The organism is Corallococcus terminator (genome assembly GCF_003611635.1).
Lineage (GTDB): Bacteria > Myxococcota > Myxococcia > Myxococcales > Myxococcaceae > Corallococcus > Corallococcus terminator.
In genome coordinates this window covers 21,318-43,306 of record NZ_RAVZ01000033.1, presented here as the reverse complement: position 1 = coordinate 43,306, position 21,989 = coordinate 21,318, and the positions used below count along the sequence as shown (strand labels likewise).

At 70.8% G+C, this 21,989-nt stretch carries 3 protein-coding genes; all 3 read right to left on the bottom strand.

The genetic code is table 11. The features are described 5' to 3' along the window. Positions 1-3,466, bottom strand: a 3,466-nt coding sequence (locus D7V88_RS07630; RefSeq protein WP_147448653.1) for a condensation domain-containing protein, incomplete at its 3' end; no start/stop codon positions are given. Further along, the gene (locus D7V88_RS07625; protein ID WP_120539939.1) at positions 3,466-12,798 is read right to left on the bottom strand and encodes a non-ribosomal peptide synthetase; all 9,333 of its coding nucleotides are present in this window, start codon (positions 12,796-12,798) and stop codon (positions 3,466-3,468) included. The genes D7V88_RS07625 and D7V88_RS07630, both read right to left, overlap by 1 nt. Further along, positions 12,795-21,866: a type I polyketide synthase gene (locus D7V88_RS07620; RefSeq protein ID WP_120539938.1), complete on the bottom strand. Its 9,072-nt coding sequence runs from the start codon at positions 21,864-21,866 to the stop codon at positions 12,795-12,797. Before D7V88_RS07620 ends, D7V88_RS07625 begins: the two co-directional genes overlap by 4 nt. Between the last annotated feature and the right edge of the window lie 123 nt (positions 21,867-21,989).

Below are 21,989 nucleotides of genomic sequence, written 5' to 3'. Positions count from 1 at the left end.
GGGGAGCGCGGTCGACGCGCAGCCGCCGCGAGCCCTCGGGCCATTCGCCCCGCTCATCGATCCACGGTTGGGTGACGATCCACGTGGCTTGGCTCTGGGCCAGCAGGGCCTGACGCCGCTCCTTCGGGAGCGAGGGATCGACGGGGACGTAGGCGGCGCCGGCCATGAGGATGCCGAGCACGGCGACGACCTGCTCCCAGCCCTTCTCCATCACCACCGCGACCAACGTGTCGGGCTGGACGCCCGCTTCCCGCAACTGGTGGCCCAGATGCCGGGCCAGCGTGTCGAGCTCCCCGTACGTCAGCGTGGCGCTCGGCGTGATGACCGCGACGTCGCGCGGACGGAGCCGGGCCTGCTCCAGGAAGGGTTCGTGCAGGAGCTGCTCGGACAGGGGGGCTTCGGTGGCGTTGACGGCGGCCCGTCGCGCCAACTGCGCCGGCGGCGTGAGCTCCGGGTGGAGTTCGTGCCACGCGGCCCCGGAGTCCACCAGGCGCGCGAGGAAGCGACAGTAGGCCGCGAACATGTCGTCCAGGAGGCCGGGCGGAAACAGTGCCTCCACCGCGTCCCAGTTGAACAGCAGCGCCCCGTCCTGCTCGATGACCTGATGATCCAACCAGACCTGCGGCGTCTGGCCGACGGCGTAGGTCATTTCGCCGAACTGATTGAGGACGGAGGCCTCCTGGCCCGCGGCGCCGAGCGCCAGCGTGCTGGTGAACACCACGGGCATCAGCGCGCGCTGGCTGCCACCCTGCCGGCGGGCCAGCTCCCGCAGCACCCGCACGCCTCCGAAGTGGCGGTGATCCAGGTCCTGCCAGAGCTGCTGCTGGACGCGCTGGGCCCGCGCCGTGAAGGGCTCCAGGAGCGAGGCATCCACCTCCAGCAGCGACAGCGAGGTGAAGTCCCCGACGATCTCGTGGGTCTGCGGGTGCAGGGGCAGGCGGTTGAAGAGGGTCAGGTTGAGCGTGAAGCGGGGGCTCTTGCTCCAGCGGGCCAGCACCTCGGAGAACGCCGTGCAGAGGACGGCGGAGGGCGTCAGGCCTTCCTCGGCGGTCCGCTGCTTCAGCTTCTGCCAGTCCTCGCGGGACAGACGTGAGCCCCGGCGCTGGAAGCGGCCCGCGCCCACCGCGTCGGGCGTCCTCGCGAGCGGCAGTTCGGGAGCTGGCGCCATGCGCTCCACCCGCTCCATCCAGTATGCGCGCGAGCGTTCATACAGCGGCGTGCGCCGCAGCCCTTCTTCCGCGAGCACGTAGTCCCGGAACGTGAGCTCCAGCGGCGGCAACCGTGCCTCCGGCTCCTGGTAGAGCCGCGCCCACTCCTGGAAGAGACAGAACATGCTCCAGGCGTCGGCGATCAACGCGTCCAGTCCCACGTGGAGCCGCAGGTGCCCGTCGTCCAGCAGCGAGGCGCGGATCTCGAACAGCGGCCAGCGGTCGGCGGGGAGCACCTGATGGGACATCTCCTCGCGGACCGCGTCGAGCTGACGGGTGCGTGAGGCTTCGTCCTGTCCACGCAGCTCCAGGATCCGCAGGTGATAGGGCGGCACCTGCTTGAGCACCTGCTGACGGCCATCCGGGAGGATGACGGCGCGCAACATGTCGTGGCGGTCGATGAGCCGGCGCCACGCCTGCTCCAGGCGGGAGACCTCCAGCCCCTGACCGTTGATCTCGAAGTAGATGTGCGTGGACACCTGCCCCAGCTCGTAGTCGCCCGAGCGGCCCACCCAGTAGGCCTGCTGGATGTCGGTGAGCGGGAAGGGTTCGAAGCGGGCCTCCGGGGCGGGCGTCACCTGGGGAAGGGCCGTGCTGCTGGGGGCGCTCGCCGAGGGCGCCGTCCGCTGGAGTGAGGCAATTCGCTCAGCCAGGGCACCGAAGGTGGACGACTCGTAGAGGCCCACCAGCGGCAGTTGCACGGAGAACGCCTCGTTCACCGAACTCACGAGGCGCGCGGCCAGCAGCGAATGTCCCCCTCGCGCGAAGAAGTTGTCCCGCATGCCGACCCGCTCCACGCCCAACAGCTCCGTCCAGAGGCGGGCCAGACGCAGTTGCAGCGGGGTGCTCGGCGCTCCGCCTTCCGTGAGGGAGTCCGTGGGCGTGGCTTCGCGGGGCGCATGCACGGCGGGGATCAGGTCGTCCGGGAGCAGGGACAGCAGGGCGCCCAGCCGCTCCGGCGCTCCGTCCGCCACCGCGACGGACAGCGCCAGCAGGCCCTGGAGGACGCGCTCGGCGGACGCCGCATCCAGCCGTGAGCGGTCATGCACGAGCCGGACGGTCAGCTCGGAACCCGGGAGGATGAGCAGGGTGAGCGGATGGCGCGTCCTCGCGCCGATGGAGCGCAGGTCGGCCAGCGCGAGGCCGGGACCCGAGGACGACGAGGCCTGAAAGGCCTCCATCGGATAGTTCTCGTAGACGAGGATGCTCTCGTGGAGCGGGAGCGCTCCGGGCACTTCGCTCCACTCGTGGACCTGTCCCGCGGAGCAGTATTCGAAGGCGCGCTGGTCGTTGCGCTGGGTCTGCCCCTCCTGGAACCAGGACCACAGCTCGCGCGAAGGCTCCACGACCCTGCGCACGGGCAGGGTGTTGATGAACGGGCCGATGATCGACTCCACGCCCTCCAGCTCCGGCGGCCTGCCAGACACCGTCGTTCCGAAGACCACGTCCGTTTGCCCGCTGTAGCGGCTCAGCAGCACGGCCCAGAGCCCCTGGAAGAAGGAGCTGGGAGTGAGCCGGTGCTGCTTGAGCGTCGCGAGGAGCGCTTCCGTCCGCGCTGGAGGCAGGCCTGCCTGCACGACGCCATAGCCCGCGTCGGAAGTTGCCTGCGCCGCGGGCCTTCCGAGCGGCGTCGGTCGGGTGAAGCCCTTCAGACGGGCGGACCAGAAGCCGCGCGCGGCCTCGGGCTCCTGTCGCTTCAACCACGCGACATAGTCCCGGAAGGGGCGGCTCGTTCCCAGGCGGGGTGTCTGGCCCTGGAGGAAGGCCTGGTAACAGCTCAGGACCTCCTGAAGGAGCAGGGGCAGACACCAGCCATCCAGCAACAGGTGATGGAAGGTCCACACCAACCGGGCCTCGTCATCACTGAAGCGGAAGAGGGCCAGCCGCATCAGCGGCGCCTTCGCGAGCTTGAAGCCGCGCAGGCGCTCCGACTCCAGCTCCGCTTCCAGCCGCTGCTGCTGTTCGTCGGGAGGCAGCGCCCGCAGGTCCTGGCCGCGCAGGGGCACCGCGACGCGAGGCAGGACGACCTGGACGGGCTCCGACTGCTGCTTCCAGGCGAAGCCGGTGCGCAGGACCGCGTGCCGCTCCACGACGTGCTGCCAGGCGCGTTCGAGGGCGGCCTCGTCCAGGGGCCCCTCCATGCGCCAGACGAGCTGCTCCACGTGGATGCCGGACTCGGCGGCAGCGAGGCTCTCGTAGAGCATTCCCTGTTGCGAGGGCGAGAGCGGGTAGATCTGCTCGACTTGAGGCTTGCTCACTAGTCCTCCGTGGAGTCCTGCTCGAGCTCATCCAGGATGAGGTCGAGCTGGGACTGGCTCAGGTTGGCGTCGGGAAAGTCCGAGGCGGAATAGCCGCCCGCATCGGGCGACCGACAATGGGCGATGAGCCCGCGCAAGGCTTCGAGGTAGTCGCGGGCCCGCGCTTCGATGGTGGAGCGGTGGTGGACGCGGCTGCCGTACAGCCAGTCCACGCGCAGCCGTCCCTCCGTCACGACGGCGATGATGCTGAGCAGGTGCGGGCGCCGTCCGTTCGGATCATGCTCCAGCCCGAGCGTCGCGGGGGACGCCCGGAACGCGGCGCTGTCCTCCTGGGTCCGGGCCTGCTGTCCCAGGTAGTTGAAGCTCACCTGCGGTCGGGGCAGGGCGCGCAGGTGTTCGCGCAGCACGCCCTCTCCCAGGAAGCGAAGCACGCCGTAGCCGATGCCCGCATCCGGGATGCTCCGCAGCGCTTCCTTCACCTGCCGCAGGGCCTGTCCCTGCGATGACAGACCGCCCTGCTCCAGCAGCACGGGGAAGGTGGACGTGAACCAGCCCACGGTGCGGGAGAGGTCCAGTCCATCGAACAGCTCCTCGCGGCCATGGCCCTCCAGGTCCACCAGCACACGGGCGTGTCCGGTCCACTGGAAGAAGCTCCGGGCCAGCGCGGCGAGGAGCAGCTCGTTGATCCGGTTGTTGTAGGCCCGGGGCGCCTCACGGAGCAGGGCGTGGGTCTCCTCCGGCGTCAGCCAGGTGGAGACCGTGGCCATCGTGCCCAGCGTGTCTTGCGCTGCCTCCTGGGACACATCGACCGGCAGCGGGACCAGGGCTGTCCCTGCCAATCCCAGCCAATGCGGCGCGGAGCCTGCGACCCGCACGGGGCCATCCTTCTCCAGACGGCGGGCCCAGTGCGGGAACGAGGTGGTCCGCGCGGGCAGTCGCACGGGTTCGCCACGCTGGAGCTGCCGGTAGGCGGTGTCCAGGTCCTCCAGCAGGATCTGCCAGGAGACCGAGTCCACGACCAGGTGGTGCGCCACCAGCAGGAGGCGATCCGGCGGGGTGCCTCCCACCCGGATCAGGGCCGCCCGCAGCAGCGGTCCCTCCGCGAGTGACAGGCTGGCCTGGAGTCGCCCGGCGGCCTCGTGCACCGCCTGTTCGTCACCTCCACGCGCTTCCAGCAACTCGAGCGGTACCGCTTCCTCCGGCGGCGCGACGTGCTGCTGCCAGCCCGATGGCGAGCGGGTGAAGCGCAGGCGCAGGGCCTCGTGCTGTCGCAGCAAGTGCTGGAGCGCACCCGACAGGAGCTCCACCTCCACGCGGCCGGCCGCTTCGAGCAGGCACGACTGGTTGAAGTGGTGGGGCGAGGGCAGGTCCAGTTCGAAGAACCAGCGCTGGATGGGCGTGAGCGGCACCGCGCCGCTGGCCTCGGCTTCCTCGGGGGCGGCGTGGAGCGGCGTGGCCACGGCGGCCAGCTCCTCGATGACGGGGTGCTCGAAGATGTCCCGCACCAGCAGCCTGAGTCCGGCCTGGGTGGCGCGAGCGACGATGCGCATGCTGAGGATCGAATCGCCCCCCAGCTCGAAGAAGTTGTCCTGGACGCCCACGCGCTCCAGCTTGAGCGTCTCCGCCCAGATGGTGGCGAGCGTCTCCTCGTTGCGCGTGCGGGGCGCGACGAAGGTCCCCGCTTGCTCCGAGGGTGCCTGGGGCGCGGGGAGGGCGCGTGAGTCCGTCTTGCCGTTGGGCGTGAGCGGCAGCGCTGGCAGGTCCACGAGCGCGGACGGCACCATGTACGCGGGCAGCCGCTCCTGGAGGAACTGGCCGAGGTCCGCCAGGTCGAGCACCTGCCCGGCGTGGGGGACGGCGTAGGCCACGAGCCTCCGGTTGTCCGGCACGTCCTCCCGCACGAGCGCCACCGCCTCGCGCACCGAGGGGTGCCGCAAGAGCGTCGCTTCAATCTCTCCCAGCTCGATGCGGAAGCCGCGCAGCTTCACCTGATGGTCGCCGCGGCCGAGGAACTCGATGGCGCCGTCCGGCGACAGCCGCACGCGGTCCCCGGTCCGGTAGAGCCGGCCTCCGGGCTCCTTCGCGAACGGATCCGGCGTGAAGCGCGTGGCGGTGTGCTCCGGGTGGTGGAGGTAGCCTCGCGCCAGTCCCTCGCCTCCGAGGTACAGCTCGCCCGGCACGCCGATGGGGACCGGTTGCAGTTGCGCGTCCAGCACGTGCGCGCGCGTGTTGGAGATGGGCCCGCCGATGGGCAGGTTGGTCGCGCCGGGAGGCACCCGGTCCACGCGCCAGGACGTGGCGAACGTGGTGCTCTCGGTGGGGCCGTAGACGTGTTGGAGCTCACCGGGTGCGGACTGTTCCAGGGCCTCGCGCACCCAGCGGGGGTTGACCTGCTCGCCCCCGAAGAGGACGTAGCGCAGCAAGCGGAAGGCCCGGGGCGCCTCCCGGATGACCTGGTTGAAGAGCGCGGTGGTCAGGAACAGCACGCTGATCCGCCGCGCTTCGAGGAACGTGGCGAACTCCGGCGGGGACAGCGTCACGTCACGGCCCACCCCCACCACCGCGGCGCCATGCAGCAGCGCTCCCCAGATCTCGAAGGTCGCGGCGTCGAAGGACGCATTCGATGCCTGGGCGATCCGGTCGGTCGGCTCCAGCTTCACGTAGCGCGCGCCGAGCACCAGCCGGTTCACCGCCCGGTGCGTCACCATGACGCCCTTGGGCTGCCCGGTGGAGCCGGACGTGTAGATGGCGTAGGCGAGCTGCTCCGGATCCACGTCCCAGGACGGGTTCTCGGAGCTCTCGCGGGCGACCTGCTCCCAGTCCGAATCCAGGCGCACGCGCCGCGCCCCGGTGTTCGGCAGGCTCGCGGCGTGTCGCTCCTCGGTCAGCAGCACGGGGGCGCGGGTGTCCGCGATCATGAAGGCGATGCGCTCGGCGGGGTAGCTCGGGTCCAGCGGGACGTAGACGCCCCCGGCCTTGAGGATGCCCAGCATGGCGACCAGCATCTCCGGCGAGCGCTCCACGCAGAGCGCCACCATCGATTCAGGGCCCACGCCCAGCGCACGCAGGTGGTGCGCGAGCTGGTTGGCCCGCCCGTTGAGCTCACGGTAGGTCCAACGCCGCTCCCCGTACTCCACGGCCACGGCCTCCGGCGTCCGCGCCACCTGCGCCTCCACGAGGCGATGGATTGGCTGCTGCCGGGGGAAGTCGGTCCACGTCTGGTTCCACTCCTCCACCACGAGCCGCCGCTCGCTCTCCGCCATGGCGGGCAGTTCGCCCACGCGCTGGTGCGGGTGCGCGAGCAGGGCCGCGAGCAGCGTCTCGAAGCTGGCCGCCATGCGGCTGATCGTCGCCACTCCCAACCGGGTCGGGTCGTAGCTGAGCCGCGCGTTCAGCGGGGCGCCGGGCAGGACGACGAGCGCGAGCGGGTAGTGGGCCCGCTCCAGGTCATGCAGGTTGAGGATCTCCAGGTCGGCGACGGCGCCGTCCATGGGGTAGTTCTCGAAGACCACCATGCTCTCGAAGAGCGAGGTGCCCTGGGGCACTTCGCTCCAGCGCTGGATCTCCGCCAGCGGCGCGTAGGCGTACTGGCTGCCCTGCTGGAGCCGCGCCTGGAGATCCTGGAGCCACGGCACGAGCTGCGCGTCCGGGGCCACGTGCGCACGCAGGGGCAGGGTGTTGATGAACAGCCCCACCATGTCCTCGATGCGCGGCAGCTCCGCCGGACGTCCGGAGACGGTCGCGCCCCAGACCACGTCCTGCGTGCTGCCGTAGCGGCTCAGCATCAGGGCCCACGCGCCCTGCACCAGCGTGTTGGGCGTGAGCCGGTGTTCGCGCGCCAGGGCTTCGAGTCGGGACCCCGGCAGACGCAGCACGTGGCTTGCGCGGGCGCCCCGGCGGATGTCCGCGCGGGCCGGCTCGGCGGAGGGCAGCGGCGTCGGCGCGGTGAAGCCCGCGAGCGTCTGGCGCCAGTAGCGCTCCGCCGCGGGAAGGTCCTGCCGGTGGAGCCAGTCGATGTACGCGCGGAAGGCCGGCACGGCGTTCGCCGGCGTTGGCTGGCCCTGTCGCGCGGCGTGGTACGCGGTGAGCACCTGACGCAGCAGCAGCGAGAGCGACCAGCCATCCATCAGCAGGTGGTGATGGCTGCAGAGGAACTCACAAGCCTCGTCGCCGACGCGGATGAGCGTGCAGCGCATCAGCGGCGCCCGGTCCAGGGCGAACCCGCGCTGGCGGTCTTCTTCGAGCAGGGAGGCCATGCGCCCCTGTCGTTCGCTCTCGCTCAGTCCGCGCCAGTCCAGCTCACGCCAGGGCAGCTCCACGCGGGAGTGGACCACCTGCACCGGATGGGCGAGCGCGTCCCAGTGGAACGAGGTGCGCAGCAGGGGGTTGTCTTCCACCGCCTGCGTCCATGCGCGTTGGAAGGCGCCCGCGTTCAGCCCGTCGCGGAAGCGCAGGGTGAGCTGCTCGAAGTAGATCCCCGTCTCCGGCGCGTAGAGCGAGTGGAAGAGCAGCCCCTGCTGCATGGGCGCCAGCGCGTAGATGTCCTCGATGTCCCCGGGCTCCGTGCCCGCCGCCTGGAGGCGGGAGCGCAGCGTCTGGAGTTCCGCTGACGTCAGTGCCGCGGCGGGGAAGTCCCCGGACGCTGTCTCCGGGTTCCGGACGGGCCGCTCGCCTCGGAGGATGTCGCGCAGGGCCGTGAGGAACGCCTGGGCGAGGCGTTCGATGGTGGCCTTCGAGTGGACGCTGGGGGCGTAGATCCACTCCACCTGGAGCTGGCCCTGGCGCACGGCGGCCACCAGGTCGAGCAGGTAGCGCCGACGGTTGAGGGGGCCATGCTCCCGCCCCTTCGGTTCGTCGGCCACGGAGAACACGGCGTCGCCGGGCAGGAGCTGATCCAACTGGCCCAGGTAGTTGAAGCTGAGCTCCGGCTCGGGGCCTTGTGCGAATTGGCGCCGCGTCTCGTCCGGTCCGAGGAAGCGCAGCAGGCCGTGGCCGATGCCCCTCCGGGGGATGGCCTGGAGTTGCGCCTTGACCGCGTGGAGGGCTTCCACGGGATCGGCGCTCCGCCCCTGCTCCAGCAGCACGGGGAAGACGGAGGTGAACCAGCCCACGGTGCGGGAGAGATCCACCCCTTCGCCCATCGGCTCGCGTCCGTGCCCCTCCAGCGCGACGAGCAGGGGCGAGACGTTCGCGGCCTGATGGAAGCTTCGCGCGAGTGCCGAGAGCAGCACGTCGTTGATCCGCGTGCCATGCGCGGCCGGAACATCGCGCAGCAGGGCGCGGGTCTCCTCGGCACCCAGGCTGACGTGGACCGTCGCGCTCGCGCCCAGGGTGTTCGCCTCCGCTGGCGTTCGCGGCTCGGGGCGCAGCGTGGGCACGGGCCCGCGCGGCGCGGCCCAGAAGTCCCGCTCACGCGCCAGCTCCGGGGAGCGGGCATGGTCCTCCAGCCGCACCGCCCATTCCTTGAAGGAGGTCGTCTTGGGCGGCAGTTGGAGCGCCTCTCCACGGCCGAGCTGTGTGAAGAGCGTCTCCAGGTCCTCCAGCAGGATGCGCCAGGAGACGGCGTCCACCGCCAGGTGGTGGACGGCGAGCAGCAGCCTTCCCGGCGCTCCCTCGCCCCGGTCGAAGAGGACCGCGCGCAAGAGGGGGCCCTGTCGCAGGTCCAGGCTGGCCTGTGCCTCGTTCGCGGCGGCCTCCATCGCGTGGGTCCGCGCGTCCTCGGCAAGCGCGCCCAGGTCCAGCCGGTGCAGCGCGACGGGCTCACCGGGTGCGGCCAGCCGCTGGCTCCAGCCCGTACCCATGCGGGTGAAGCGCAGGCGCAGCGCATCGTGATGGCCCAGCAGGTGTTCGAGCACCCGCGCGAGCCCTTCCTGCTTCAATCCGGGCGGCGTCTTCAACAGCAGGGACTGGTTGAAGTGGTGCGGCTCCACGGGCTCCAGCTCGAAGTACCAGTGCTGGATGGGCGTCAGCGGGACCTCGCCCGTGACCGCGCTTTGTTCGGCCACGGCGGTGGGGAGGGTGGAGACCGCGACGGCGGCCAGCTCCGCGAGGGTCTGGTGCTGGGAGATGTGCTGGGGCGTGAGCTGGAGTCCGGCCCGACGCGCCCGGGTGACGACCAGGATGCCCAGGATGGAGTCGCCGCCCAGTTCGAAGAAGTTGTCGTGACGGCTCACGCGTTCCAGCCGGAGGACCTCGCTCCAGATGGGGGCCAGCCGTAGCTCCGCGTCGGTGCGGGGCGCCTCGCGGGGCGCGTGGGCGTCGTCGCTGGCGCGCGTGGGGACGGGCAGCGCGCGCGCGTCCACCTTGCCATTGGGGTTCAACGGCAGCCGGGCCAACGTCATGAACGTCGCCGGCACCATGTGGTCTGGCAGCCGCTCCTTCAGGAAGCGCCGCAGCTCCGCGGGCACCGGGGTCTGCCCTTCGCGCGGCACGACGTAGGCCACCAGTCGTCGGCCGAGCGGCTCGTTCCGGGCCACCACCACGGCTTCGAGCAGCGTGGGGTGCGCGAGCAGGGCCTCCTCGATTTCTCCCAGCTCGATGCGGAAGCCGCGGATCTTCACCTGCTTGTCCTGCCGGCCGAGGAACTCCAGGTTGCCGTCGGGCAGGTGGCGGGCGAAGTCCCCCGTCCGGTACAGCCGCGAGCCAGGGCTCGCGCCGAAGGGGTTGGGGACGAAGCGCTCCGCGCTCAGCGCGGGCCGCTCGAAGTACCCCCGGGCCAGTCCTTCGCCTCCCAGGTACAGCTCTCCCGCCACACCGGTCGGCACGGGCTGAAGGTGCCTGTCGAGCAGATACACCTGCGTGTTGGCGATGGGCCGTCCGATGGTCGGCGCGCGCTGGGAGGCGCCGTCCAGCAGCGCGAAGGTGGAGTAGGTCGTGTCCTCCGACGGCCCGTAGAGGTTGTAGACGCGCCGGACCGAACCGCCCCGGTGGATGCGGCGCACCAACTCGCTGGAGAAGGGTTCGCCCGCGAGGTTCACGGTGAGAACCGAGGGCGGCAGCCGCCCCACCTTCAGCAGCTCGTTGATGGCCGAAGGCACCGTGTTGATGAGGGTGACCTCCGCCGCGGCCTCCAGCGTGGGCAGGTGCAGGGCGTTCTCGGCCATCAGCACCTTGCCGCCCCAGCTCAGCGGGACGAAGAGCTCGAAGACCGAGAGGTCGAAGCAGATGGAGGTGGAGGCGAGGACGCCCGCGTACTCCTCGGGCGTGAACACCGTCCGCGCCCAGTGCAGCAGGGTGACGGCGCTGTGGTGGGTGATGGACACGCCCTTCGGCGTGCCGGTGGAGCCGGAGGTGTACAGCACGTACGCCAGGTTCTCCGCGCGCGACGTGTCGCCCAGGTTGGTGTCGTCTTGATCCGCGCCAGGAACCTCGTCCGGCCCCACGCAGACGCAGGTGGCCGTCTGGGAGGGCAGGCGCTCCAACAGCTTGCGCTGCGTGAGGAGCACGGGCGTGCGCGCATCCCCGATCATGAAGCGCAGGCGCTCCTCGGGGTAGGCGGGATCCAGCGGGACATAGGTGCCGCCCGCCTTGAGGATCGCCAGCAGTCCCAGCACCAGCTCCAGCGAGCGCTCCACGCAGACGCCGACCCGCACCTCGGGCCCCACCCCGAGCGAGCGCAGGTGTCGGGCGAGCCGGTTGGCGCGCGCGTTCAGCTCGCGATAGTCCAGCCGCCGCCCGCCATCCACCAGCGCCTCGGCCTCCGGGGTCCGGGCGGCCTGGGCCTCGAAGAGCTCGTGGATCCGCTGCCCGGTCGGGAAGTCGGCCCGGGTGTCGTTCCAGGTCCGCAACAGCCGCGCGGCTTCGTCCTCGGAGAGCAGGGGGAGCCGGGAGATGGGCCGGCGCGGCTGTTCCAGCACGCCCCGGAGCAGCGCCACGTAGTGCTCCTCCATGCGGCGCAGCGTGGCGGCGTCGAAGAGGTCGGTGTTGTACTTGAAGAAGCCGCCGAGCCCGTCCTGCGTCTCCATCATCTCCAGCGTCAGGTCGAACTGCCCCTCCTGCTGCCCCATCGCGAGGGGTTCCAACTGGAGGCCCGCCCACTCCAGCGAGGCGTGTCCGCCCGCCGGTGCCCAGAGCTCCATCAGTGGCTCCAGCCGGGGCGGCTTGTGCAGCGCGAACAGCACCTGGAAGACGGGCGACAGGCTCGCGTCGCGGTTGGGCTGGAGCCGCTCGACGAGCAGCGGGAAGGGGTAGTCCTCGTGGCGCATCGCGCCCAGGACGCGCTGCCGCACCTGCGCGAGGAAGTCGCTGAACGTGGGGTCGCCGGACAGGTCCGCGCGAAGGACGACGGGGTTGACGAAGTAGCCCGTCACCTCGGCGAACTCGGACTGGCCGCGTCCAGCCATCAGCGAGCCCACGAGGATGTCCTGCTGATCCGTGTAGCGGTGGAGCAGGACCTGGAACGCGGCCAGCAGCACCGTGTAGACGGTGGCGCTTTCGGACCGGGCCAGCGCCTTGATGTCCCGGGTCAGCGAAGGACCCAGCCGGAAGCCATGCGAAGCGCCCCGGTACGTCTGCACGGGCGGGCGCGGACGGTCCACCGGCAGGTTCAGCGCGGGCAGGGCGCCCGAAAGCTGCTCCTTCCAGTACCGCTCGAGCCGCTCGCCTTCGGGACCGGCCAGCAGCTCCGCCTGCCAGTCGACGTAGTCGGAATACGCGCGGGTGAGCGGCGCCAGCTCCGCCCGCGTGCCCTGTTTGCGCGCCTGGTACAGGGCGCCGAGTTCATCCACCAGCACCATCAAGGACCAGAAGTCGATGACGATGTGGTGGAGCGACATCAGCAGCACGTGCTCCCGGGGCGAGAGGGTGAACAGCTCCACCCGCATCAGCGGTCCCTGCTCCAGGTCGAACGGCCGCCGGTAGGAGGCGGACACGCGCGCGGAGAGCTGCTCCTGCGACCAGCCCGACGCGTCCACGAGCTCCAGGTGGGCTTCGCGCTTCGCGTGCACGTGCTGGACGGGCTGGCCTTCCGACAGCGGGAAGGTGGTGCGCAGCGTGGCGTGGCGATCCACGAGCGCCTGGAGCGACTCGCGCAGCGTGGGGACCTCCACCTCCGAGCGCAGGCGGCCCGCGAACGCAACGTTGTAGGCCGGGCTGTCGGGAGCGACCTGGTACAGGTACCAGAGCGCGCGTTGGCCCTGGGAGAGCGGGTGGCGGCGCACCGGAGCCGCCCGTTCCCGGAGCAGTTCGAGCAGCCCGGCCTTGTGGTGCTTGAGGTCGGCGAGGATCGCTGGCGTCAGGACGTTGTTGGGCGCGCGGTAGCGAAGCTTGTCGCCTTCGGCCCACAGCTCCACGCCCTGCCCGGAGAGGTCGCGCAGGAGCCGCGACGGCGTCATAGCTCGCCCTCCACCCAGCCGGCGTCCGCGGGGGCCGGGGCCAGCAGGGTGGTCAGGTGTTGTCCCAGGAGATCGACGAGGCTGACCACGCTGAAGCCCTCCATGAATTTCACCACCGGCACATCGGCCTTCAGGTCGTGGCGCAGCCGGGTCCTCAACTGGATGGCCATCAGCGAATCGAGCCCCAGCACATGCAGCGACTGCCGCACGTCGAGCTGCCGCACGCCCAACCCGAGCACCCGCGCGACGTGCTCCTGGACGTAGGTGCTCAGCTTCCCGGCGCGCTCCTCCGGCGGCGCTTCCGCGAGCTGTTGCAGGAGCGATGCGCTCGAAACCTGCTTCACCGTGATGGGGACGGGCAGGGGGGCGCGGATCGCGAGTTCCTCCAGCAGCAGCCGGCGCCGCCGTGCCTCGTACACTTCCTTGAAGGTGCTCCAGTTCACGCGGGCCACGGTGACCTGGGCCGCGCCCGTGGCCATGGCCTGTCCCATGGCCAGCAGGCCGTCCTCCACGCGCATCGCTTCGACGCCAATCTGGCGCAGCGTGCTGCCGTACCCTTCGGGGAGCATGCCGCCCTCGCCGATGAGCGCCCAGTTGACGGTCAGCGCGGGCAGGCCGAGCGCGCGCCGGTGGTGGGCCAGGGCATCGAGGAACTGGTTCGCGGAGGCGTAGCTGGCGTGTCCCCGGGCGCCCCAGGTGGAGGAGGCCGAGGAGAAGCAGACGAAGAAGTCCAGGTCGAGCTCGCGCGTCAACTGGTGCAGCAGCCACGCTCCCGCGACCTTGGGACGGAACATGCTCGCCAGCGCCCGAGGCGTCGTGTCGGTGAGCGGCTCATAGCCGGCGACCCCCGCGGAGTGGATGACGCCGCGCCACGCGGGCCGCACCGCCGTCGTCGGCTTCAGGAGTCGTGAGAGGGCCTCCGCATCGCCGACATCCACCGCATGGCATTCCACCGTGGCGCCCTGCTGCTCCAGCGCGAGGAGGGCCTCCGCGCGCTGCTGCTCCTCGGAGCCCTCGGGGAGCTGGGCCCACCGGGCGCGCTCCGAGAGCGCACTCCTGCCGACCAGGACCAGATGCCGCGCGCCCTGCCGCACCAACCAGCGCGCCACCTGGAGCCCCAGGAAGCCGAGCCCTCCGGTGATGAGATAGGCGCCGTCCGCCTTCACGGTGGGCGCGCGAGGCTCCTGCACGCTGCGAGGCGCGAGGCGGCAGGCGTAGCGATGCCCACCCCGGAAGGCGAGCTGCTCCTCGCCGCCCGACGCGGTGAACTCCGCCAGAAGCGCCTGGGCATCCACGGGCGCTTCGGGATCCAGATCCACGAGCCCGCCCCAGGCCTCCGGGTGCTCCAGCGCGATGACCTTGCCCAGGCCCCAGAGCGGAGCCTGTGCCACCCCAGGCACCCGGGCCGAGGGACCGGCCGGCACCGCGCCGCGAGTCACCAGCCACACCGGAGGGGTCCTGGGCATGGCCACCCGGACCAGGGCCTGCACGAGGTGCAGGGCGCTTTCGACATTGTGCCGCGCGGCTTCCTCCAGGCCCGAGACATCCTGGGGGCCGGTGTCCTCCCGCACGTCCAGGCTCCACAGGTGCACCACGCCGCGAGGGACGATCCCCGCGCCCAGCACCTGCCGGAGCACGCGCTCGAAGTCGCCAACCTCGGAGGCCGCGACCTCGAACGCGTGTTCGGAGCGTTGGGCGAATCCCGCTCCGGCGTGGATCCGGATGCAGGGCTCGCCCCGGGTCTTCAGCAGCGCTTCGAGCTGATCCGCCACGCCACCGCGATCGGCCAGCACGAGCCAGGGGCTCGCCGGGGCCCGAGGCTTCACGGCCGTCGCTTCCCCGGCGCGTGCGAGGAGGACCGCCTGCCGGGAGAGCATTCCGCCTCGCGGATCAGACAAGGCGATGACCTCGGAGTGGGGCAGGCCACTTCGCGCCATCACCTCCTGCCAGCGGGGTGCGGACAGCAGCGGATGCTCCGGCCGCAGCTCGGTGTCGGTGAACCGCCACCAGCCCTCCGTGAGTCCGAAGGTGAGATCCGTCCAGCGCGCGGGCGCGGTGACCTCCAGCAGCACCAGCGAGCCACCGGGCGCGAGCAGTCGCTGGATGTGCTCCAGGCTCGTGCGTAGCTCCCGCGTCGCGTGGAGCACGTTGGCGGCCAGGATGAGGTCGAATGAGTGCTCCTCGAACCCCTGCGCCCGTGGATCCTGCTCGAGGTCGAGCACCTTGCCCCGCAGGAAGGGCCAGGCGGCGAATCGCTCCCGGGCCTGGGAGACGAACATCGGCGAGACGTCACTGAAGACGTACTCGGTCCGCTCCCCGGGCAGGATGGGCAGCACATGGGCCGTGGTCCCGCCGCTCCCTGCGCCAAGCTCGAGGATGCGCAAGGGCTTCTGGGGGCGTTGTGAGAGCCACCAGGACAGGGTGCTCCGGACCAACTGGTTCATCGGCAGGAACGAAGAGGACCCTTCGTAGAGCCGGGCGGTGGTCGACAGGTCGCCTTCGGGGAAGAGGAGCTGGAGCGGATCCTGCTCCCCGCGAAGCACCGTACCGAGGGATGTTCCGCAGCGATCGAGCAGCTCCAGTTCCACCGCGGGCGGGTGTGTGCCCGTGCGGCCCACCCAGGTTTCAGGTGAGGCTTCCTCGGGAGTTCGCAGCACCTGCCACCGCGCACCGTCGCGCCGCAGCACACCTTCTTCCGAGAGGATTTCGAGCAGCCGGCCCAGCAGCCGATGGTGCCGAGCGACGACGTTCAGCCGCGATGCGAGGGCGGAGGTCGTGAACTCATCTCCACGCGGGAACGTCCAGCCGAGCTGCTGGAAGGCCTGGACGACGTAGGCCGCGCTCAGCGCTTCGAGTCGGTGGAAGAGCGCGTCCTGGGCCGTGAGATCCTGCCCGGCGACGAGCCGCTCCAGCTCGGCCCGCAGGGGGATGCGAGCCTCCTCGGGGAAGGGTCCGCCCTCGCGCGCGGGCAGGAGCACCGGACCCTGATCACGCCACTCGGACGTGTAGAGCCAGGACTGCCAGGGCTTCGCCGCGCGGCCCTGCAAGGCCTCCGGGGTGGCCCGCTTGAACAGCATGCCTTCGACGCGCGCCAGTGAGCGGCCATCGGAGGTGAAGAAGTCGAGGTCGACGGTGAAGGTCTCCGCCCCCTCGCGCGCACCCGCGTGGAGGCGGGCCCTGCTCCACACCTCGGTGCCCGGGGTCGCGTCCACCGTGAACCGCTCGATGCTCACAGGCATGTACGTCCCCGTGGAGAGGGCCCCATAGGTCACCTGGAGCGCGGCATCGAGCAGCACGGGATGCAGCAGATAGTCGCCCGCCTCCCTCGCGATGTGCTCGGGAAGCCGGATCCGTCCGAGCGCCTCGCCCTCGCGTCCCCAGAGTTCCTCGACGGCCTGGAAGCTGGGCCCGTAGTGGATGGAGCGCGCATCCATGCGCGTGTAGAAGTCGCCCACCTTCTGTCCACCGGGGATCCGGCGGTCAGGGACCTCCAGGTTGGGAGTGGCCGGGACCACGGGACGGGCCACCAGCCTTCCGGAGACATGGAGGGTCCACGCGGGCTGCTCCGCGTCGTCCTCTTCCGGCCCGATGCTGGAGATGCGGAAGGTGAACGCGCGCGCGTCCTCTTCGGGCACGAGGACGGTCTGGAGCGTCCGGGGCTCCTCGGGTGACAGGAGCATCGCCTGCTGGAGGACGACGTCCTCGAGGGCGAAGGACTCCGAGCCGAACACCGCGGAGCCCGCGGACAGCACCATCTCCAGGTAGGCCGCGCCGGGCAGGACGATGGATTCGTGGACGACGTGCTCGGCCAGGTACGCGGGGGCGTTGGCGTGGAGCGTGGACTCGAACTGGATCGCCTCCAGCGCGGAGCGGAGCCGCCGGCCTCGCAGCGGATGGCTCCGACCGCCCTCGCGCGCACGGGGCGTGGGGGTCCGCGACGAAGACGTGCTGAACCAGGCGCGTTCGCGCTGGAAGGGGTAGGTCGGCAGCGAGACCTTGCGCCCCGGCTCGTGGCGATGGAGTGCGGCCCAGTCCACCCGGGCCCCTCGCGCATAGAGCGTGGCCAGGCTCTGGAGCAGTTGCTGCTCGTCGTCGATGCCGGGCCGCAGGCTGGGAAGCCAGACGCCGGCGTCCTCGGGCAGGCACTGTCGCCCCATCCCGAGCAGGGTGGGCTTCGGGCCCAGCTCCAGGAAGGTGTCGCAGCCTAGCGCGTGTAGCGTCCGCATCCCTTCCGCGAACCGGACGGGCGCGCGGACATGGCGGCACCAGTAGGCCGTGGTGGTGAGCTCCGGACCCGCGAGCGCCCCGGTGACGTTGGAGATGACGCCGATGCGCGGAGGCCGGAAGTCGATTCCGGAGGCGACGCGCTCGAACTCCGCCAGCATCGGCTCCATCAGGGCGGAGTGGAAGGCGTGGGAGACCGTCAGCGCGCTGCCCTGGACGCCGCGCTCCTTCAGCGTCGCGGCGAGTGCTCGCACGGCCTCGTCGGGGCCGGAGATGACGACGCTGGCCGGGCCGTTGATGGCGGCGATCGACACGGGCGCCCCGCTGGCGCGGATCGCTTCGGCGACCTGCTCCTCGCCGGCGAGGAGCGCCATCATCGTCCCTCCGGAGGGGAGGGCCTGCATCAGCCGCGCCCGGCTGGCCACCAGCCGCAGTCCTTCTTCGAGGCTGAACACGCCGGCCACGCAGGCCGCGACGTACTCGCCCAGGCTGTGGCCCATGACCAGGTCCGGCACGATGCCCCAGGAGCCCCACAGCTCGGCCAGCGCGTACTCCACGGCGAAGAGGGCCGGCTGGGTGAAGCGGGTCTCGTGGAGGGGCGAGGAGGTCCCCGACGCCGGATACAGCACGTCCCACAACGAGGCACCGAGCAGGGGACGCAGCAGCGTGTCGCAGCGGTCGAAGGCCCGCCGGTAGACGGGCTGCGTTTCGTGGAGCTGGCGCGCCATGCCCACGGACTGCGCGCCCTGTCCGGTGAAGAGGAACGCCCGCTTGCCCACGGACGGACGGGGTCCCGGCTCCTGGCTGGCGAACGTGGCCAGGGCTTCGCGCAACTGCTCGGGAGTGTGTGCGACGAAGGCCTGCCGGTGGTCCAGGTGCGCGCGCCCCGTGCTGGCCGTGAAGCAGACATCCTGGAGCGAGGGCACGTGCGCACTGGCCAGGGCCTCTTCATGGGCACGGGCGAGCTGCCGCAGCGCGGGAGCGCTCCTGGCGGAGAGCGCCAGCAGGTGGTGTCGGTGTGCGCCCGGGTCGCGACGCGGGGCCGGTGCGGGCGCCTCTTCCACGATGACGTGGGCGTTGGTGCCGCTGAAGCCGAACGCGCTCACGCCCGCGATGCGGCGGCGTCCCGGCTCGCCGCGCCAGGGCAGTGGCTCGGTGGGGATGCGCGCGGGAATGGTGTCGAGCCGGATCTGCGGGTTGAGCCGCGCGAGGTGCAGGTGCCGGGGGATGGACTCGTGCTGGAGCGAGAGGACGACCTTGAGCAATCCCGCAAGTCCCGCCGCCGCCTCGGTGTGGCCGATGTTCGTCTTCACCGAACCGATGGCCAGGGGCTGCTCGGGCGTGCGCCCCGCGCCGTACACCGCGCCCAGGGCGTTGAGCTCCACCGGATCTCCCAGCGGTGTGCCGGTGCCATGGGCCTCGACGTAGGAGACCTCCGCAGGCGCCACGCGCGCGTCGGCCAGGGCCTTGCGGATCACCGCCTCCTGGGCGAGCCCGTTCGGAGCGGTGAGGCCGTTGCTCGCGCCATCCTGGTTGATGGCCGTTCCGCGCAGCACCGCGAGGACGGTGTCTCCGTCCGCGAGCGCCTGGGACAAGCGCTTCAGGATGACCGCGCCACAGCCCTCGCTGCGCGAGTACCCGTTGGCGCCCGCGTCAAAGGTCTTGCAGCGCCCATCCGGCGAGAGCATCCCCGCCTGGGCGAAGGTGACGTTCAGCTCCGGAGACAGCAGCAGGTTCACGCCCGACGCGAGCGCCACGGTGCACTCGCCCTGGCGCAGGCTCTGGGCCGCCAGATGGACCGCGACGAGGGACGAAGAGCACGCCGTGTTGACAGTGATGGCGGGGCCCTGGAGGCCGAGGAAATAGGACAGGCGTCCCGAAGCGAGCGCGCTGGAGTTGCCGGTCGCGAAGTACGGGCCCAGCTCCTGCGGCGACTGCTGCCGGAGCTGAAGCGATTCGTAGTCGTGGGAGAAGATGCCGGTGAACACGCCGGTGGGCGTGCCCGCCAGGGATTCGGGATCGAGCCCTGCGTTCTCCAGTGCCTCCCAGGACACTTCGAGCAGCAGCCGGTGCTGCGGATCAATGGAGCCCGCCTCCCGGGGTGAGATCCGGAAGAACGAGGCATCGAATCCGTCGATGCGCTCCAGGAATCCGCCGTGCCGGGGGAAGGGGTCGTCAGCGCCCGGTCGCGAGGCATGCAGCGAGAGCAGCTCCCCGCGCGAGTGGGGGATGGCGCTGATGGCATCCGTGCCCTGGTGCAGCAGCGACCAGTAGGCCGCGGGGCTGGTGGCGCCGCCTGGGAAGCGGCACGCCATGCCGATGATCGCGACGGGCTCGTGCGACGTCTCCGCCCGCGAGGCGCCCTCACCGCGAAGTTCCCGGAGCTCGTCGGAGGCTTCGTCGTGGACCCGCGTCCGCTCGGGAGCGCGGACGGTGGTTGCGCCACCCCGGGCCTGCTCCTCGAAATATTGGAAGAGGGTGGCTGGGGTCCCGTGACGGAAGAAGAGGGTGGACTCCACGGACGCGCCGAAGTGCCGACCGAGCAGCGAGGCCAGCTCCATCAGGTCGAGCGAATCCAGGCCCATCTCGTTCAACGAGGCGCGAGGCGCGAACGCCGCCGCGCGTCGCTCGCCGAGCACCTGTCGGATGGCGGCCTCGACGGTGTCCGTGACGGCGGGGCGCTCCTGGGCTCCTGGGGTGGAGACCGGGGCCCCCTGGCCGCGCGTCCGCGTGCGCAGCTCGTAGGAGATCCGCACGCCCGCGCCCTGGTTGTCGGTGTCCTCCGGACGGTAGTCGGGCACCAGTCCGACGATGGAGGCGCCGTGTGCCTCGTGGAACCGGAGGATGGAGTCCACGCGCTTGCCGCTGCCGTCCTTCAGTTGGAGGTAGTCCCGCTGCGGCAGGTGCGCATGTGCCGGGTAGTCCCGGCAGCGGGTGATGCCCACCACGCGTTCGACGTCGCTCAACAGCGTGCAATGCTGGAGCATGAATTCGAGGAGCTGATCCCCCAACCCAAAGCGTTGCATCTCCGGCAGGACGTTCAATCCCAACAATTGGATGAGCGCTCCTCCCGGCGCATGCAGGGCGCCCAGCTCCGAGTGCCTCGCCCGCGCCAGCAGGGACTCATCCGTGATGCGCTGCGAATAGACGACGCCCGCCGTGCGGCCCTCCAGCTCCAGGAGGAGGTTGCCGTCCGGGGACTGCTCCAGCCGGGACCGCAACTGCCGCTCCGAGGCCCGCAGCGCAGGAGGCATGCACGCCTCTTCCAACTGGAGCAGGGCGGGCAGATCCTCCAGCCGTGCGTGGCGCACGGTGTAGGGACGCTTCTCGAAGTGGCTCAGGGTGATGCGGGTGAAGGGGAACGTCCGAGGCGAGCGGCGAGGAAAGCCGAGCTTCGGGAACAGGCCCGCCTCCGCCGCGGCGAGCAGGAAGACGTGGGGCTCCACCAGGTACTGCTTCGAGAACGCGTGGTACGCGTCGAAGTGGAGGTTCTCGCACTGGTCCAGGAAGCGGTGGACCGTTTCAGGCGGGAGGCTGTGGACCTCAAGCAGGAGCAGGCCGTGCTCCGTCACCACGTCCGCCCAGCGCTGGAAGTGCTCGACGAGGCTCTGGAACATGACGCCGGGAGGGATGAGCGCGCCCTTCGGATCCACATACACGCCCTGGAGCGGAAGCCGGGCCCGCGCCTCCGTCTCACGAGGCCGAGCGGGAGGGATGTAGGGGCGGTCATGGTCCAGGAACGAGCGCACGTGCAGGGTGCGTTCGAGCTCAGGAAGTCCGAGCGCGCGCAGGTCCGCCATCAGCCGGGCCGGGTCTCCGATGTCGCCATGGACGACGAGGTGGGGCACCTCCGCCAGGGTCTTCGCGGTGGCGGCGCGCGCCGCTTCATTGACGTCCGCGCCGATGAAGAGGACGGGGTGCTGCTCCAGGTGCTGGCCCCGGGCGGTGCGTGAGCGGATGAGCGCATGGATGCGCAGCAGGAACGTCCCATCCCCGCAGCCCATGTCGATGACGTACCGGGGCTGGGCTTCGAGGGGCAGGCGGTCGAACATCGCGAGGACGACGTCATCGACCTCCTGGAAGAAGCGCTCGTGCTGGAAGCCGCTGGCGACGACGTTGGTGGTGCGGTCGACATGGCTTTCGGCGCCGCCGTGCGCCCGCTCGAACGCGGCCTGGGCATCCCCGAACAGCAATTCAGGCATCCGCGCGAGCATCGGAGCGTAGGAGGCGGTGGTCCCGGCGATGAGGCCGCGCTGCGTCAGGAAGCGCCCGGTATCGGTGAGCTGGAGGCCCTCTGGCACGGGCTCCGCCCAACCCTTGCTCAGGAACAGCGCGTCCAATTCCTCGCGGACCGGAGGGCTCACGCCGACAGGCCAGGGCAGCGTCCCGGGGGCCGCGGGTCCAGGGCCCGCGCGACCCAGCGAGGACAACAGGGGGACGAGCAGGACCCCGTCCAGGAGATCCGCGAGCAACGGATCCGTGACATCCCACCGCTGTCGTGAGCGAGCGATCCACCGCGAAAGGGGGCCGCCTGGCTCTCCGGGCGACAGGTAGCGGGCCATGGAGAGGCCGCTCAGTTCGAGCAGGTCCGAGGGGAGCTGCTGGTGGAGTCCGGCCTCGGGGGTGACCTGATAGGTGCCAGCCTCATCGCGTGAAAGCCAACCCAGTGCGTGAAGCATCCGGAGCGCGGCCTGGAGGTGGCCGGAGTTCGCGCTCAGCGCTTCCGCGAGGGATTCCAGGGTCTTGGGTTGCTCCAGGCTGGAGAAGAGCCCCTTTTGCTTGCATGCGACGATGACGGGGACTGACACGAAGCCATGGGCGTAGCGATTGATGAGTCGCAGCATGGCAGCCTCACCCGGGGGGAGCCCTCGCTCATGAACCTGAGCGATGAGGGGGGCACTTCATATCAGGCGAGAAGCAAGGAGGGCGAAGTATCCTGGAATGTGATCAGCTTCCGGGAAGGGCTC

What these genes read in the sequence shown, in the direction of transcription:
- D7V88_RS07625 (WP_120539939.1), bottom strand. Translation starts at nt 12,798, where the DNA reads ATGACGCCGTCGCGGCTCCTGCGCGACCTCTCCGGGCAGGGCGTGGAG.
- D7V88_RS07620 (WP_120539938.1), bottom strand. Translation starts at nt 21,866, where the DNA reads ATGCTGCGACTCATCAATCGCTACGCCCATGGCTTCGTGTCAGTCCCC.